The organism is Shewanella sp. AS16 (assembly GCF_021412365.1).
GTDB classification, from domain to species: Bacteria; Pseudomonadota; Gammaproteobacteria; order Enterobacterales; family Shewanellaceae; genus Shewanella; species Shewanella salipaludis.
In genome coordinates, this window is record NZ_JAKCLK010000003.1 from 218,203 (window position 1) to 233,240 (window position 15,038).

Consider the following 15,038-nt stretch of genomic DNA (forward strand, 5'->3'; position numbering starts at 1 on the left):
ATGTGTGAAAAAGGTTGCATCAGTCCAGGTCAAGATAACATACACAGACAAACGAAAACCAGCGACGCCATGGGCTATTCCCCCAAACAGTCGCGGGATACAAAAAAAATCAGGGCCTCGAATGAGGCCCTGAAGGAGGTATCTGTGGCTTTGGCTTTCAACCGGCCTTAGATGGCCTGGGTCGCCCTTTCCAGCCAGGCCAGCTCGGCGCCCGTCATCAGCGGCGCCAGGGTCGCCAACACCCTGGCGTGGTAGTGGTTAAACCAGTCGATTTCTGTCTGGGTCAGCAATGTCTTGTCTATCAGGCGCGCGTCCATGGGGATCAGCGTCAGGGCGTCGAATTCATACATCTCCCGCTCGGCCCCCGCGAGTGCCGCGCAGTGCTGAATGGCCACCAGATTTTCCAGGCGGATGCCGAAGCCATCGGCGCGGTAGTAGCCTGGCTCGTTCGACACCACCATGCCAGGCAGCAGGGGGACGCCGTTGCTGTTCTTGCCTATGCGCTGCGGCCCCTCGTGGACGTTGAGGAAGTGACCCACGCCATGGCCCGTGCCGTGATCATAGTCGAAGCCATGTTGCCACAGATACTGGCGGGCGAAGGCATCCAGCTGTTGGCCCGTGGTGCCCTTGGGAAAGTGTGCGCTATCCAGAGCTATGTGCCCCTTGAGCACCAGGGTGACCATCTTGCGCTGCTCGGCGGTGACTTGGCCTATGGCCAAGGTGCGGGTCACGTCTGTGGTGCCGTCCAGATACTGGGCACCCGAGTCCACCAGATAGATGCTGTTCATCGTCATCCGCGCCGGGGTGCCATTGTTATGGTTGTAATGGCACATGGCGGCGTTGGCACCGACGGCCGAGATGGTATCGAAGCTGGGCTCGCGGTAGAGGGGATCTTGCAGGCGGAAGCTTTCCAGCTTGTCGGCCAGGGTGGCCTCGTCATGCATCTTTCCTGCGTCGACTTCGGCATCGAGCCAAGCGAGGAAACGGCTGACGGCCACCCCGTCACGCACGTGGCAGGCACGCATGCCGGCCAGCTCGGCGGCATTCTTCTGCGCCTTGGGCAGGGCGACGGGATCCAGACCCGCAACCAACTTGGCCCCGGCGGCGCGGGCCGTCAGTTGCGACCAGGCGTTGGCGGCGTTGGGATCGGCCAGCAGTTTCACGCCATCCAAGGCGCTCAGTGCCGTCTCGAGCTCACTCTCGGCCTTGAAGTCCACCCCTGGACCCACATGGTCGAGTGTCCCCCTGGGCAGTTTATTCAGGTCGGTGAAGAGTGTCATGTCGCCGTTGGCATTGAGCAGGGCGGAACCCAAGATCACCGGCAGGCGCGGCACATCGCTGCCACGCAGATTCAGCAACCAGCAGAATGAATCCAATGCGGCTATCAGCGCCACTTCGGCGCCGGCTTTCGCTATGGCGGCGCCTATCTCGGTGCGTTTCTGCAGGCTGCTCTTGCCGGCGCCATCGGCATCGAAGAGGATCGCCGGGGCCGTGGTGAGTTGCGGCCTGTCTTGCCAGTGGATATCTATCGGATTCTCAGCCAGGGACACCAGGCTCATGTCGGCCTTGGTCAGCTCGGCATCGGCTTGCTCGAACCAGGCCAGGGTATGCAGCCTGGCATCCACGCCTATCTTGCTGCCGGCGCCGAGGGTCTCGGTCAACCAGGGGATCTGCGGCACTTCGTGCAGACTCAGGTAATCGAACTGGCTGGCATCGACCTGCTGGCGTACCTGTACCGTGTAGCGGCCATCGATGAAGATAGTCGCGCTGTCTTTCAATACTATGGCCATGCCGGCCGAGCCGGTGAAGCCTGTGGCCCAATGCAGACGTTCGTTGCGCTCCGGCACATATTCGCCCAGGTATTCATCGGCGCGGGGAATGATGAAGGCGTCGAGATCGGCTTTGGCCATCTCGCTGCGAATGGCGGCCAGACGTGAGGCGATGGTTTGTGACATAGTTTGTGGCATGGCTTGTGACATAGGGGAGAGGCTCCTGAGGTCGCTGGCTTTGGCCTGGGGCACGCCAGTAATTATGTTGGTCTCGCCGCCGGGCTCGGTCGCTGCCCCAAAAGCAGCGCAGGGGATGCCTGACGGTAAAATGTGCCCCGATTATCGCAAGGCGCGGGCAAGTTAAGCAAGGCAAGGGCGGATGAAAAAAAATCGACGCTTGTCGCTTTTGCGTGCCGTCCCCGTCGACGCTCCTCCTTTATAGTCTATTTGTGCCACTTTGTATACTGTATCCCGGTTATCGTGCTAGAGTCATACGCAGTGATTTTCAGCCATTAAGACCCAGCGCCGGCTGCCGGCAGGGGATGGACATTCGAAGGAGGCAAGTATGACTTTAGGTGTAGGTGGTGCCGATGCGGCCCAGGAATTAGCCAAGCTGGCGGATATGACGGCGGGCGTCGAAGCCATTTCCAGGGATGAGTTTGCCCGGCGGTTAACACGGGCCCAGGCCCTGATGCAGGCGCAGGGCATAGCCGCGATTTACCTCAATGCCGGCACCAGTCTTTACTATTTCACCGGTACCCCTTGGTATGCCAGTGAGCGCATGGTGGGCGCTATCCTGCCCGCCCGGGGGGCGCTGGAGTATATAGCGCCGGCCTTCGAATTGGCTACCCTGGAAGGCTTCATGGAAATCAGCGGCCGGGTCAATACCTGGCACGAAGACGAGAGCCCCTATGTCCTGTTCGCCTCTGTGCTGCAACGTATGGGCATAGGCTCGGCCATGAACAGCGCCAGGATAGGCATAGACGAAGCCACGGCCTTCTTCATCTTCGACGGTCTGCGTCAAGCCTGTCCTGGAGTCAGTTTTGTCGATGCCAAGCCTGTGATCTCAGGATGCCGTATGTTCAAGTCTGCGGCCGAGCTGGCGCTGTTGCAGAGGGCGAAGGACATGACGCTGGCGGTGCATAAGGCGGCGGCGCGCATCCTGAGAGTCGGGATCACCAGCGCCGAGGTGGAAGCTTTCATCCACCAGGCCCATAAGGCGGTTGGGGCACCTAAAGGGTCCTCTTTCTGCATAGTGCTGTTCGGCGAAGACAGCGCCTATCCCCATGGCGTCAAGTCGCCCAAGGCGTTGGAACTCAACGACATGGTGTTGATAGATACGGGTTGCCGCCTGCAGGGTTACAACTCGGATATTACCCGCACCTATGTGTTCGGTGAGCCAAATGAGCGTCAGCGGCAGCTATGGCAGCTGGAGCAGGCGGCGCAACTGGCAGGCTTCGAGGCGGCCCGGGTTGGCGCCAGCTGTGCCAGCGTCGATGCCGCGGCGCGCGGCGTGCTTGAGAACGCCGGCTTCGGCCCGGGCTATCGGGTGCCTGGCTTGCCCCACAGGACGGGGCATGGCGTGGGACTGGACATACATGAATGGCCCTATCTGGTGTTGAACGATGACACGCCTCTGGCGCCCGGCATGTGTTTCAGCAATGAGCCCATGCTGTGTGTGCCGGGGGAATTCGGGGTGCGCCATGAAGATCATTTTTACCTGACTGAGGATGGCCCAGTGTGGTTTACCCGGCCAGCTCATTCGATCGACGATCCCTTCGGTTATCAGGCCTGATAGACGCCCGCCGGCGCCGACCCGTTTCAGCCTGGGTCGGCGCCGCTTTAGCTGGCGCTTGCCGCTTAACGGCTTGTTTATTCAGGCGCTTATTGGCCGTCATCTGCCATCCGATTAAATGCTATGGCGTTCCGTAAAGTCTGCATTTTTTATCTTTACTATCAAAAACTTCGATCAAATGATAATAAAATGTTGCAAAGTCTTTGCGCTTGGGCCTATGCTTACACCCGACAATGACAACGTTGTCATTGTCGATGGGAAGAATAAGAAAAAGGGAAAGGCAAACCAATCTAAAGGTTGGGACGCAAAGCCTCCGGTCTAAGGGCAATGCCTAGGATAGCGGGGACACCGCAGGATCTTTGTCATGTTTGTTGGTTGTCTGGCATCAGTTGTTTTCCTGTTCGCTTTGTTTGCCTTGTTGAATTCAAGCTCGCAATAAGGACACCGAAATGTTTAAAACAACTCTGTCTGCTTCCGCACTCCTGGTCGCAGGTGTATGTGCCGGTCAGGTGCATGCCGCCTTGCCTGGCAAGCCGACCCTGGCCTGGGGCGAAACCAAGTTCGCCATCATAGAAGTCGACCAGGCCGCCACGGCCTACAACCAATTGGTGACAGTCAAGGATGCCGCCGATGTGTCGGTCAGCTGGAGCCTGTGGAGCGGCGACTCGGGTGACATGGCCAAGGTATTGCTTGACGGCGTCGAGGTCTGGCAGGGACCGGCGGGCGCCTCGGGCACGGCGAACTTCAAGGTCAACAAGGGCGGCCGCTACCAGATGCGGGTCGCCCTCTGCAATGCCGAGGGCTGCAGTGCCAGCGATGCCAAAGAAATCCTGGTCGCAGATACAGATGGCAGCCACCTGGCGCCACTGAACAGCCCACTACAGGAAAATAACCGCCCCTACGCCAACAAGTCCGGCAAGGTGGTCGGCAGTTATTTCGTCGAGTGGGGGGTCTATGGCCGCAAGTTTCCGGTCGACAAGATCCCGGCACAAAATCTGACCCACATTCTCTACGGCTTCACCCCCATCTGTGGCGGCGATGGCATCAACGACAGCCTCAAGGAAATCGAAGGCAGCTTCCAGGCACTGCAGCGCGCCTGTGCCGGCCGGGAAGATTTCAAGGTGGCTATCCACGATCCCTGGGCCGCGCTGCAGATGCCCCAGTCAGGGGTGAGCGACTATTCGGATCCCTACAAGGGCAACTTCGGCCAGCTGATGGCGTTGAAACAGGCCCATCCCGAGCTGAAAATCTTGCCCTCGGTCGGTGGCTGGACCCTGTCCGATCCCTTCTACTTCCTCGGCGACAAGAGCAAGCGCGACACCTTCGTCGCCTCGGTGAAGGAGTTTCTCAAGACCTGGAAATTCTTCGACGGGGTCGATATCGACTGGGAGTTCCCCGGCGGTCAGGGCGCCAATCCGGCGCTCGGCAATGAAAGCGACGGCGCCACCTATGTGCTGCTGATGCAGGAACTGCGGGCCATGCTCGATGAACTCGGCAGCGAGACGGGGCGCAGCTATGAGCTGACCTCGGCCATCAGCGCCGGCGATGACAAGATAGCCAAGGTGGATTACCGGGCGGCGCAGCAATACATGGATTACTTCTTCCTGATGAGCTACGACTTCAACGGCGCCTGGAGCAATACCGAGCTTGGGCACCAAAGCAACTTGTATGAGGCGAGCTGGGACTCCAATACCCGATATACCGCGGACAAGGGGGTACGGCTGCTGCTGGCCCAGGGCGTGACGCCGGGCAAAATCGTCGTCGGCACCGCCATGTACGGCCGTGGCTGGAGCGGGGTACAGGATTACCAGGCGGGCAATCCCTTCACAGGTACCGCCACAGGCCCGGTCAAAGGCACCTGGGAGAATGGCGTCGTCGATTATCGCCAGATAGCCCAAGAGTACATGTCATCTGGCTGGGAATATGCCTATGACGCGGCCGCCGAGGCCCCCTATGTGTTCAAGGCCTCGACCGGGGATCTCATCAGCTTCGATGATGCCAGATCGGCCAAGGCCAAGGGCCAGTATGTGCTGAGCAACCAACTGGGCGGCCTGTTCGCCTGGGAAATAGACGCAGATAATGGCGACATTCTCAACGCCATGCATGAAGGTCTGGGCCATGGTGAAGGCACCACGCCGCCGGCGAACAAGGCGCCGATAGCCAATGCCGGCAGCGATGTGAATGTCACGGGTCCCGCCGGCGTGACTCTGGATGCCTCAGGGTCCAGGGATCCCGAAGGCGAGCCGCTGAGCTACCTTTGGGCCCAGGTGTCGGGCCCGGCGCTGAGCCTGCAAAATGCCGACATGATGCAGGCCAGCCTCAACCTGGATGCGACCACGAGCGACGTCGGCTATGAGTTCAGCGTGACAGTGACAGATCCCCAAGGCCTGTCGGCGACCGACACTCTGCGGCTGACCAACAAGGCAGCTACGGCCAACAGGGCACCGAGCGTGACCCTGGCCGGCAGCTACAGCGCGCATCCAGGCGACAGCGTCAGCCTGGTAGCCAGTGGCAGCGATCCCGATGGCGATGCCCTGGTCTACAGCTGGGCCGTACCGGCAGGGGTGAGTGCCACAGGGCAGGGCAGTGCGACCCTGGTGGTGACGGCCCCGGCCGTGACCGAGGCGACGAACTACTCCCTGAGGGTGACGGTTTCCGACGGCGCCCTGGATGCCGGTGCCACGACCGTGCTGACAGTGACACCACCGAGCGGCGGCTGCAACGCCACGGATCCCGATGCGGCTAACTATCCAGCCTGGTCCGGGTCGCAGATCTACAACGCCAATGAGCTGGTGAGTCATAACCAGCTGGTGTGGAAGGCCAAATACTGGACTCAGGGTAACGAGCCTTCGGTCACTGCGGATCAGTGGGCGCTGCAGAGCCAGGTGGAGCTGGGCTGGAATGCCGCTGTGGCCTACCTGGGTGGCGACAAGACCAGCCATAACGGCCGGATGTGGCAAGCCGGTTACTGGACCAAGGGCGATGAGCCGGGTGTCGCGCCTGTATGGGTCGATGTCGGGCCTGCCCAGAGCTGCCCCTGAGGCTTGGGCTCCTTTTATTCCATGAGTCCGGCAGCCGGTTCTCCATACCAGGAGAGCCGGCTGACATACAAGGAGAGTAAGATGAAATTATCGACAATAGCCGGCCTGGTTTTGAGCTGCCAGGCTTTGAGCGGCCAAGCCCATGGCGCCGAAGCCGTGCATTTCAGCGCGGCCGAGATAGCGGCCATAGAAACCGGATTAACCGACTTTCCGCTGATGCGGGCGGTCAAGGCCTCGATAGCCACCCGCGACAATGCCGAGGTCGAGGCCGTGGTGCCCGGGCGGGCGGACAACCCTGTCAATGTTAAGCGCATCGAAGCCATAGTCAGCAACGCTGACTTCGAGTATCTGTTTCCCGCCAGGGCGCCCGAGTACAGCTACCGCGGCCTGTTGCAGGCGGCGGCCAAGTTCCCGGCCCTGTGCAGCGACTACGAGGATGGCCGCGACGCCGAGGCCATCTGCCGCAAGTCATTGGCCACCATGTTTGCCCACTTCGCCCAGGAAACCGGCGCCCACGACAAGTGGCGCAGCGAACCCGAATGGCGCCAGGGGCTGCACTGGGTGCGGGAGGTGGGCTGGACCGAGGCCTCCCGCGGCGGCTATAACATGGAGTGCAACCCGGGCAGCTGGCAGGCCGAGGCCTGGCCCTGCGGCACCTTCGCCAGCGGCGAATACAAGAGCTACTTCGGCCGCGGCGCCAAGCAGCTGTCTTATAACTACAATTACGGGCCTTTCTCCGAGGCCATGTTCGGCACTGTGCGCACCCTGCTCGACAGCCCTGAGCTGGTGGCCGACACCTGGCTGAACCTCGCCAGCGCCGTGTTCTTCTTCACCTATCCCCAGCCGCCCAAGCCCTCCATGCTGCATGTGATAGATGGCACCTGGCAGCCCAATGCCCAGGACATTCAGAGCGGCCTGCTGCCGGGATTCGGGGTGACGACCCAGATAATCAACGGCGGCATAGAATGCAACCAAGGGACTGAGAAGCCGCAGTCGCTCAATCGCATGGCCTATTACCTGGCCCATGCCCAGAACCTGGGGGTGCCGGTGGCGGCCGATGAAGTGCTTGGCTGCAAGGACATGAAGGCCTTCGCCGCCGGCGGTGCCGGTGCCATGAACATCTTCTGGGAGCAGGATTGGGCCTATATTCCCGGCAATCCCAACGGCGGCAAGAGTTACGCCTGTAAGCTGGTGGGCTACCAGACGCGTTACAGCGCCTTCAAGGCGGGCGACTATGGCCGCTGCGTGCAGCACTTCTTCCCCGAAGTGGTGATTGACCCTGACACGGGCGGCGGTGCGAATCTGCCGCCGGTGGCCCTGATCCAGGGGCCGAGCACCGCAGATGCGGGGACGAGCCTGGTACTGTCGGCGCAGCAGTCGAGCGATCCCGAAGGCATGCCGCTGACTTACCTCTGGCAGCTGCCGGCGGGCGTCGGTGGCGACAGTCTGAGCCTGAGCCGCATCAGCCTCACTCTGCCGGCGTCCGAGCAAGATCTCAGCCTGAGCATAGGCCTGACGGTGACTGACGCCGCCGGTGCCAGCCACAGCACCATGCATTCACTGACGCTCAGGGGCAGTGGCGGCGGGGACGGTGGCGGCACTTATCCTGCCTATGTCGCCGGCACTCAGTACCTGGCCGGTGACAGGGTCAGCGCGGCCGGTGGCAACTATGAGTGCAAGCCCTATCCCTACTCGGGCTGGTGCAGTGCGGCCGCCTGGGCCTATGGGCCGGGCACGGGTTCGGCCTGGCAGGATGCCTGGTTAAGGCTCTGAGGCCAAAAAAATGAGGCAGCCATGGCTGCCTCATTGTTTATCTCTCAAGTCCGGATAGCGGCGGAGATTAGGGATTGATGTCCAGCAGTTTGACGTCGAACACCAGCACCGAGCCGCCCTCTATCTTCCCCGTGCTGCGGTTGCCATAGGCCAGTTCGCTGGGGATGAAGAAGCGCATCTCGTCGCCCACCACCATCAGCTGCAGTCCTTCGGTCCAGCCCTTGATCACCCGGTTGAGCGGGAAGGCGATAGGTTCGCCGCGCTCGACTGAGCTGTCAAACACAGTGCCGTCGATCAGTGTGCCGTGATAATGCACTCTGACCGTGTCGCTGGCCTTGGGATGTTCGCTGCCGCTGCCCTGTTGCAGCAGCAGGTACTGCAAACCTGAGGGGGTCTGGATGACACCGGGTTTGGTCTTATTCATCGCCAGAAACTCACTGCCCAGGCGGATATTTTCCTGGGCGACTTTTTGGCTGTTCATCGAGGTGAAGAAATAAAAAATCACTCCGGCGATGACCAATACTGCGAGTAACATTTTCATAAAGCAGGCATCCGTGTTAGGTTTTTCGTTATCTTATCAGTTCTTTGTGGCGGCTGGCTATTGGCCTGCGACTTTTGGCTTCCCCCTTGGGTTGGGGCCATGGCCGGGAGCCTGCTGCCCTGAAAATAATAAAGCTAGTCGAGGAAGATGATGTTAAATCGCGCCGCTAAACCTCTGGTCAAATTGGTCGACAGATACCTGCCCGATCCCTACGTCTTGGTGCTCCTGCTCACCCTGATAGTGTTTCTCGCCGCCATCTTGACCCAGGACAAGACACCGCTGGCGGTCATCGACTACTGGGGCCAGGGCTTCTGGGGTTTGCTGAGTTTCTCGATGCAGATGTTGCTGGTGCTGGTCTGTGGCTTCATGCTCGCCAGCACCCCCCTGGTCAAACGCGCCCTGGACTCGACGGCGGCGCTGGCGCGCTCACCGGCCCAGGCGATACTCATGGTGACCCTGGTTTCCCTGGCCGCCAGCTGGCTCAATTGGGGCTTCGGTCTGGTAGTTGGCGCCCTGTTCGCCAAGGCGCTGGCCCGCAGCGTCAGGGTCGACTATCGGCTGTTGGTGGCCAGTGCCTATTCCGGCTTCCTCATCTGGCATGGTGGTTTGGCGGGCTCCATCCCCCTGACCATAGCCACGGAGGGGCACTTCGCCCAGGCACAGATAGGCATAATAGACACGAGTCAGACGATCTTTTCCGGCTTCAACCTGCTGTTGGTATTGGTGCTGGTGCTGGTGGTGCCCTTGATTAACTGGGCCATGCTGCCCAAGGCCGAAGACAGTGTGTATGTGGATCCCCGGCTGTTGGCTGAAACCGACACCCGCGTCAAGGAAAGGCAACGGCCGGCGGATTACCTGGAACATAGCCGTTTGCTGGCCATGCCTGTGGGCCTGGCCGGACTCGGCTATCTGGGGTATTACTTTCTGGTGCAGGGCGGTGGCCTCAACCTCAATATAGTCAACGCCTTATTCCTATTCCTCGCCATAGTATTGCACCAAACGCCGCGCAGCTTGCTGACCAGCCTCGAACAGGCGATCAAGGGCGGCGCCGGGATAGTGATCCAATTTCCCTTTTATGCCGGCATCATGGCCGTGATGGTGCAATCCGGCTTGGCCCAGAGCATGTCTGCCGCCTTCGTGTCCCTGGCCAGTGCCGACAGCCTGCCATTCTGGAGTTTCATCAGTGCCGGCCTGGTCAATCTCTTCGTGCCCTCGGGTGGCGGTCAGTGGGCGGTACAGGCGCCTGTGATGTTGCCGGCGGCCCAGGCATTGGGCGCCGATGTGCCCAGGGTCGCCATGGCAGTCGCCTGGGGGGACGCCTGGACCAATCTGATTCAGCCCTTCTGGGCTTTGCCCGTGTTGGCCATCGCCGGACTCAGGGCCCGCGACATCATGGGCTATTGCCTGATGCAGCTGCTGATCACCGGCGGGATCATCGCCGCCGCCCTCAGCTGGTTTTAACCTGTCAGCGCCGGCTCAGGCATCAGGCGTTCGGCTCGGAGACGGAGGCCTCTATCCGGGACTCGGGCGAGACCTTGGCCTTTTTTCTGGCTCCGGAAAGCGGGTAGGCATGGCCACAGATGAGATTATGGTAGACCCAGCCCACGGCCAGGATCAGCAGTGCGCCACAGGCGACGGGGTCGAGCACGAAGCCCCAACCCGGCGCCGTGAGCATCACCAACAAGGGATTGGCACCGGCAGGGGGATGCAGGGTCCCGGTGAGCATCATGAGTGTTAGTGCCAGGCCGACCCCCAAGCCCAGGGTCAGTGGCGATACCCCTAAGCAGCTCAGGACGCTGAGCCCGACCAGGGTCGTCAATACATGGCCGAAGAAGATGTTTTTGGGTTGGGCCAGGGGGCTGTCCGGCAGCCCGAACAAGATCACCATGCTGGCGCCGAAGGGGGCCATCAGCCATAGGCTGCTGTCTTGTATCCTGTCCAAGGCGGCGAGTATTGTGATGCATAACATGGCACCGCCGCCTGCTAACAGGGCGGTCTTGAGTGCTTGTCGCGATAGCGTTGGCATTGTCTTATCCTCTGGTGATGGGCCAATCCTGGCCATGATGTTGTTGTGTCTATTTCACTTTAACAAGGTAGACAGGTCTGTCTACTTCGGCAAAGCTTAACAGCGGTAGACCGAGTTGTCTACCCATGTTAAGCTGGCCCCAGGCTTGGCGGCTTTCCCCTGTGTATGTTCTGGATGGCCGGGCGATAGGGAATGCCGGGAGCGTCGGGGCCGCAATCAGGCCATGGCTTGGATTTGCAGCCGATATTTGTGATTGAATGGGGTAATAGAGATGTCGCTAACGGTGGCGGGCATAGGTCAGGAGCAAGGCCAGGATAAGCGGCAGCAGCTGATTGCGGCCGCCTTTCGGCTGTTTTATGTTCACAGCATTCATGGCATAGGTATCAACCAGATATTGCAGGAGTCCGGGGTCGCCAAGAAGACCCTGTACCATCATTTTTCCGGCAAGGATGAGTTGATCGAGGCCGTGGTGTCCTACCGCCACCAGGTCTTTTACCTCTGGCTCAGCGAGCGGATGCAGGCGGCCACAGCCGGCCTGGCGGCCATAGAGGCCATGTTTACCGCCCTGGATGACTGGTTTAATGACAGGGTGCCTTGCCTGCATGATTTTCGTGGTTGCTTCTTCATCAACAGTTGCGCCGAATTTACCGATGCCGGGCATCCTGTGCATAAGCTCTGCGTGGCCCATAAGGACAGCATCATAGGGCTCATAGGCGAGCAGGTGGCCAGTCTGGGGTTGGCGCGCGAGGCCGGCCTGGAACTGACCGAAGCCTTGGGACTGCTCAAGGAAGGGGCGATCGTCAGTGCCCAGTTGCGGGATAACACGGCGGCGCTGCGGGCCCGCTCGCTGGCACAGGCCCTGGTGCAGGGCTATTTGGTCCGGCAGGCCGGAGGGGCATAACCGAGATTAGGCTGGGTTCACTGTACCCGTCAGGTAAAGCAGGGCATATAGCAGCAAGAGATTGCCGGCGACACTGAGCCAGAACATCAGTCTGAAGCTCAGCTTGAGGGACTTATGGCGTAACAGCTGACTGGCGAGCAAGGCCCCGGGCCAGCCGCCACAGAGCGCCAGCAGGTGCAGGCTGCTCTCCTGGGTGCGCCAGGCATCGCGTTTGGCGGCGGACTTGTCCCAGGCATACACCAGGAAAGTCACCAGGCTGAGCAGCGAATAGCCCCAGAGGAAATAGGACGGCAGCCTACCTGCCAGTGTCAGCACCAGCAACAGGCCGAGGAAGCCCAGCGCCAGCAGCAGGCTGGCAAAGCGTTTGTTATTCTTCATCTAAATGCCCTCTATACATGCAGCGCCTGCGGGTGTCTGTATCCGGGATAGCCGCCCTGCATTTCTGTCTAGGTGTTATTTTATCCGTGAGCGAACTTTTTCTGTGAGTGAATTACCACTCTGGCGGCGCCGGAACCAGGCAGGCCGGCATAAGTTGACACAGGCAACAGAACTCCAATCAAAAAACAATCAAAACACAATGAAAACACAATAACAATCAATATATAAGCATAAGTTTAACCGCCGAATGCGCGGCTCCATCTAGGTATCCGCAAGCGCATAACCTGGCCTGGTCTCTATGGAGCAATCAGGACTGGCAACTGATCGTCGCTGCCACTAAGATGAGCCAGGATAAACAACACTCTCAGTGACAGGGAAAATGCCAAGCAAGGGCTGCCGCTGCTTGTCCTCGCCTCTGTCGGGCTAAGGAAGGGGAGATAATGAAGGATATGAACCTGCTCTTGATCGTCGCCGGCGGGCTCAGTGCCCTTGCCGCACTGCTGCACCTTGGTTGCATTTACTTCGGTGCTCCCTGGTATCGCTTCTTCGGTGCCGGTGAGCGGATGGCGGCACTGGCCAGTCAAGGCAGTCGCTGGCCTACGCTCATCACCCTGGGCATAGCTTCCATGCTGGGCATCTGGTCACTCTATGCCTTTTCCGCCGCCGGTGTCATAGGCCGCTTACCCTTGCTGCGTACCTGCCTCATCCTCATCGGCTGCATCTATCTCATCCGCGGCATGGGAGGGTTTTACTTTGTGACTAGGCCCATGGGCAGGAGTCGCGGCTTTTGGATATGGAGTTCGGGCATATGTCTCACCCTGGGCTTATGTCACTTGCTCGGGTTGAAGCAGCAGTGGGCGCTGCTCTCTTAAGGCAGAGGCTCTCTCGAAAGCCAGCGGCTGGGCTATTGACCCTGCTTGGGTTTCTCCGAGATCCACAACTTGATATGACCTTTGACCACCACCACCCCTTGGGTGTCGTAGGCGGTCACTGCCACCTGCATGTCGCCAGGGACCCACTGTTCTTGAGTTACTTCGGCGACGCATAATATGTCGCTGCCGGCCTTGGCGGTGTAATCCAGGCTCATGCCCTTGGGGATCCAGCGCAAATGCTTGGGGATCGAGGCTTCCGCCATCACCCCCATGGCCATCTCCAGGCCGTTGCAGATGGCGATCACATGCACAGTCTTGATGTGGTTATGCACCCCATGACGTTTCTTGATGAGGCAGTGGCAAAGGTTGGGCCTGAGTTCGGTGATCCTCGGCCTTATGGTGCCGAAGTAGGGCGCCATCCGCGCCACTGTCATGGAGAAGATTTTCTTGCCCAAGGGATAGCCTGCGAGTCTGTTGTACAGGGCGAGCACCTTGTTGGGTGTTTGTTGGCTATTCATGGGCTAGGTCCTTCTTCTGCTTAGGGTGTGTCTGCTGCCTCTTCTGGTCGGATGAGCTTAGCATTGAGTCGCACCCGAATGCCAGCTCGCCTCACCCGGGGAAAACTTCCTTTCACAGATCCCGGATGTTGGACGTATAATCGGGCGGATGTTCTTTTCGTTGTTTTTAACTGACTGATTGCATGATTGTTTCTAACGGCAGCAGTTGATGACAATCCGCTAGCCATTCTAGACAAGGAAAACCAGTGAAATACTTGCTGACGTATTTAAAGGGCATGGCCATGGGCGCCGCCGATGTGGTACCCGGGGTGTCGGGTGGCACCATAGCCTTCATCACAGGGATCCTCGACACTCTGCTCGACAGTGTCAGCCGGATCAAGCCCTCGCTCTGGGGGGTGATCAAGTCTCAGGGGCTGAAGGCCGCTTTCCTGCAGATTAACGGGCCCTTTTTGCTGAGCCTGCTCGCCGGGATACTCACCAGCCTGTTCACCTTCGCCAAGCTGATTTCCTGGCTGCTGCTGACCCACCCCATTCCCGTCTGGTCCTTCTTCTTCGGGCTTATCATCATTTCCGTCATCCATATGCTCAGGCAGGTAAGGTATTTCTCTCTGCTGCGTTTCGGCTTATTTGGCCTCGGGGTATTGGCGGCCTGGATGATCACTGTGCTCAACCCGGTTGCGCTCGAGCCTTCCTACATCAATATTTTCTTCGGCGGCTCCATCGCCATCTGCGCCATGGTGTTACCCGGGATTTCCGGCAGCTTCATTCTGCTGCTGCTGGGCCTGTATCCTGTGGTATTGGCGGCGGTCAAGAATGTCGAGTTGGCCATCATAGGGGTGTTTGCCATTGGCGCCCTGGTGGGACTCCTGAGCTTCAGCCGCGTACTGCTGGCCTTGCTACGCAGCTATCATGATGCCACCATCTTCATCCTGACAGGGCTGATGCTCGGCACCCTGGGCAAGATCTGGCCATGGAAACAGACCCTCAGCTGGCGCACCAACTCCCATGGTGAGCAGGTGCCGCTGCTGGAGCAAAATCTGTCTCCGCTGAACTTCGAGCAGGTCACAGGGCAGCCGCCACAGCTGATGCTTGCCATAGGCTGCATGCTGGCCGGCATCTTGCTGGTATGGGGTCTGGAGCAATTGGGCTCTAAAGATAAGCCCGAATCCTAGGCCACAGCGAGCGGCTCTGGCGCGTCCAGAGCCGCTCGGCAGCGCAAGCTGCTGCCCTGGCCAAGGCTGGCCACCGCCTTTGTAACATCCCCTGTCCTCAGCACGCTGGTCTTCAGTGCCTTTCTCTTCAATGCTCTTCTCTTTAATGCCGTTGTCTGCAGTGCTCCTGTTTTCAGTGCTCTTGTCTTCGATGCCGCTGTCCCAAATGCAGAGCCTGGATAGGCGGGCCCGCGCCTGGGTTGAATAAGTGGA

The 15,038-nt window shown here is 59.7% G+C and carries 12 protein-coding genes and 1 riboswitch; of the genes, 7 read left to right on the forward strand and 5 right to left on the reverse strand.

The features are described 5' to 3' along the window. Nucleotides 1–167: 167 nt before the first annotated feature. Nucleotides 168–1,955 (reverse strand): aminopeptidase P family protein, encoded by a 1,788-nt coding sequence (locus LZP73_RS09565; RefSeq protein WP_234235251.1) that lies wholly within the window; start codon nucleotides 1,953–1,955, stop codon nucleotides 168–170. Between the two features lie 379 nt (nucleotides 1,956–2,334). Here LZP73_RS09565 and LZP73_RS09570 point away from each other — a divergent pair, with 379 nt between their 5' ends. From LZP73_RS09570 to LZP73_RS09580, 3 genes are all read left to right on the forward strand, one after another. Beyond that, on the forward strand, nucleotides 2,335–3,564 hold the full coding sequence (locus LZP73_RS09570) for a M24 family metallopeptidase (RefSeq protein WP_234234602.1): 1,230 nt from the start codon (nucleotides 2,335–2,337) through the stop codon (nucleotides 3,562–3,564). Nucleotides 3,565–3,833: 269 nt separating this feature from the next. Continuing rightward, a riboswitch (cyclic di-GMP riboswitch) is annotated at nucleotides 3,834–3,917 on the forward strand. A 96-nt stretch (nucleotides 3,918–4,013) separates the two neighbouring features. Next, entirely contained in the window at nucleotides 4,014–6,605 is a 2,592-nt protein-coding gene (locus tag LZP73_RS09575) for a glycosyl hydrolase family 18 protein (protein WP_234234603.1), read from the forward strand. An 81-nt stretch (nucleotides 6,606–6,686) separates the two neighbouring features. Continuing rightward, nucleotides 6,687–8,378 (forward strand): glycoside hydrolase family 19 protein, encoded by a 1,692-nt coding sequence (locus LZP73_RS09580; RefSeq protein ID WP_326490339.1) that lies wholly within the window; start codon nucleotides 6,687–6,689, stop codon nucleotides 8,376–8,378. Between the two features lie 67 nt (nucleotides 8,379–8,445). On the opposite strand, the gene LZP73_RS09585 is transcribed toward LZP73_RS09580, so the two are convergent. Next, a complete protein-coding gene (locus LZP73_RS09585; RefSeq protein WP_234234605.1) occupies nucleotides 8,446–8,919 on the reverse strand; it encodes an FKBP-type peptidyl-prolyl cis-trans isomerase in 474 nt (157 codons plus the stop codon). A gap of 150 nt (nucleotides 8,920–9,069) precedes the next feature. Between LZP73_RS09585 and LZP73_RS09590 the strand changes: the two genes are divergently transcribed. Next, nucleotides 9,070–10,380, forward strand: coding sequence for a short-chain fatty acid transporter (locus LZP73_RS09590; RefSeq protein ID WP_234235252.1), 1,311 nt, complete (start codon nucleotides 9,070–9,072; stop codon nucleotides 10,378–10,380). A gap of 22 nt (nucleotides 10,381–10,402) precedes the next feature. Here the strand turns inward: LZP73_RS09590 and LZP73_RS09595 are convergent, their stop codons facing one another. After that, a complete protein-coding gene (locus LZP73_RS09595) occupies nucleotides 10,403–10,945 on the reverse strand; it encodes an HPP family protein (RefSeq protein WP_234234607.1) in 543 nt (180 codons plus the stop codon). Between the two features lie 271 nt (nucleotides 10,946–11,216). On the opposite strand from LZP73_RS09595, the gene LZP73_RS09600 reads away from it, so the two are divergent. Next, nucleotides 11,217–11,846: a TetR/AcrR family transcriptional regulator gene (locus LZP73_RS09600; RefSeq protein ID WP_234234610.1), complete on the forward strand. Its 630-nt coding sequence runs from the start codon at nucleotides 11,217–11,219 to the stop codon at nucleotides 11,844–11,846. 6 nt (nucleotides 11,847–11,852) lie between these two features. Here the strand turns inward: LZP73_RS09600 and LZP73_RS09605 are convergent, their stop codons facing one another. Continuing rightward, nucleotides 11,853–12,224 carry a DUF1294 domain-containing protein gene (locus tag LZP73_RS09605; RefSeq protein WP_234234611.1) on the reverse strand — a complete coding sequence of 124 codons (372 nt, stop codon included), beginning with the start codon at nucleotides 12,222–12,224 and terminating at the stop codon, nucleotides 11,853–11,855. Between the two features lie 449 nt (nucleotides 12,225–12,673). Between LZP73_RS09605 and LZP73_RS09610 the strand changes: the two genes are divergently transcribed. Then, the gene (locus LZP73_RS09610) at nucleotides 12,674–13,096 is read left to right on the forward strand and encodes a hypothetical protein (protein ID WP_234235253.1); all 423 of its coding nucleotides are present in this window, start codon (nucleotides 12,674–12,676) and stop codon (nucleotides 13,094–13,096) included. Between the two features lie 32 nt (nucleotides 13,097–13,128). Here the strand turns inward: LZP73_RS09610 and LZP73_RS09615 are convergent, their stop codons facing one another. Continuing rightward, complete coding sequence (locus LZP73_RS09615) at nucleotides 13,129–13,614, reverse strand: hotdog fold domain-containing protein (RefSeq protein WP_234234613.1); 486 nt, start codon at nucleotides 13,612–13,614, stop codon at nucleotides 13,129–13,131. 245 nt (nucleotides 13,615–13,859) lie between these two features. On the opposite strand from LZP73_RS09615, the gene LZP73_RS09620 reads away from it, so the two are divergent. Then, the gene (locus LZP73_RS09620; RefSeq protein WP_234234615.1) at nucleotides 13,860–14,786 is read left to right on the forward strand and encodes a DUF368 domain-containing protein; all 927 of its coding nucleotides are present in this window, start codon (nucleotides 13,860–13,862) and stop codon (nucleotides 14,784–14,786) included. Nucleotides 14,787–15,038 lie beyond the last annotated feature (252 nt).

Coding starts and splice junctions, on each gene's coding strand:
- LZP73_RS09565 (WP_234235251.1), bottom strand. CDS start 1,955: ATGTCACAAACCATCGCCTCACGTCTGGCCGCCATTCGCAGCGAGATG.
- LZP73_RS09570 (WP_234234602.1), top strand. CDS start 2,335: ATGACTTTAGGTGTAGGTGGTGCCGATGCGGCCCAGGAATTAGCCAAG.
- LZP73_RS09575 (WP_234234603.1), top strand. CDS start 4,014: ATGTTTAAAACAACTCTGTCTGCTTCCGCACTCCTGGTCGCAGGTGTA.
- LZP73_RS09580 (WP_326490339.1), top strand. CDS start 6,687: ATGAAATTATCGACAATAGCCGGCCTGGTTTTGAGCTGCCAGGCTTTG.
- LZP73_RS09585 (WP_234234605.1), bottom strand. CDS start 8,919: ATGAAAATGTTACTCGCAGTATTGGTCATCGCCGGAGTGATTTTTTAT.
- LZP73_RS09590 (WP_234235252.1), top strand. CDS start 9,070: ATGTTAAATCGCGCCGCTAAACCTCTGGTCAAATTGGTCGACAGATAC.
- LZP73_RS09595 (WP_234234607.1), bottom strand. CDS start 10,945: ATGCCAACGCTATCGCGACAAGCACTCAAGACCGCCCTGTTAGCAGGC.
- LZP73_RS09600 (WP_234234610.1), top strand. CDS start 11,217: ATGTCGCTAACGGTGGCGGGCATAGGTCAGGAGCAAGGCCAGGATAAG.
- LZP73_RS09605 (WP_234234611.1), bottom strand. CDS start 12,224: ATGAAGAATAACAAACGCTTTGCCAGCCTGCTGCTGGCGCTGGGCTTC.
- LZP73_RS09610 (WP_234235253.1), top strand. CDS start 12,674: ATGAACCTGCTCTTGATCGTCGCCGGCGGGCTCAGTGCCCTTGCCGCA.
- LZP73_RS09615 (WP_234234613.1), bottom strand. CDS start 13,614: ATGAATAGCCAACAAACACCCAACAAGGTGCTCGCCCTGTACAACAGA.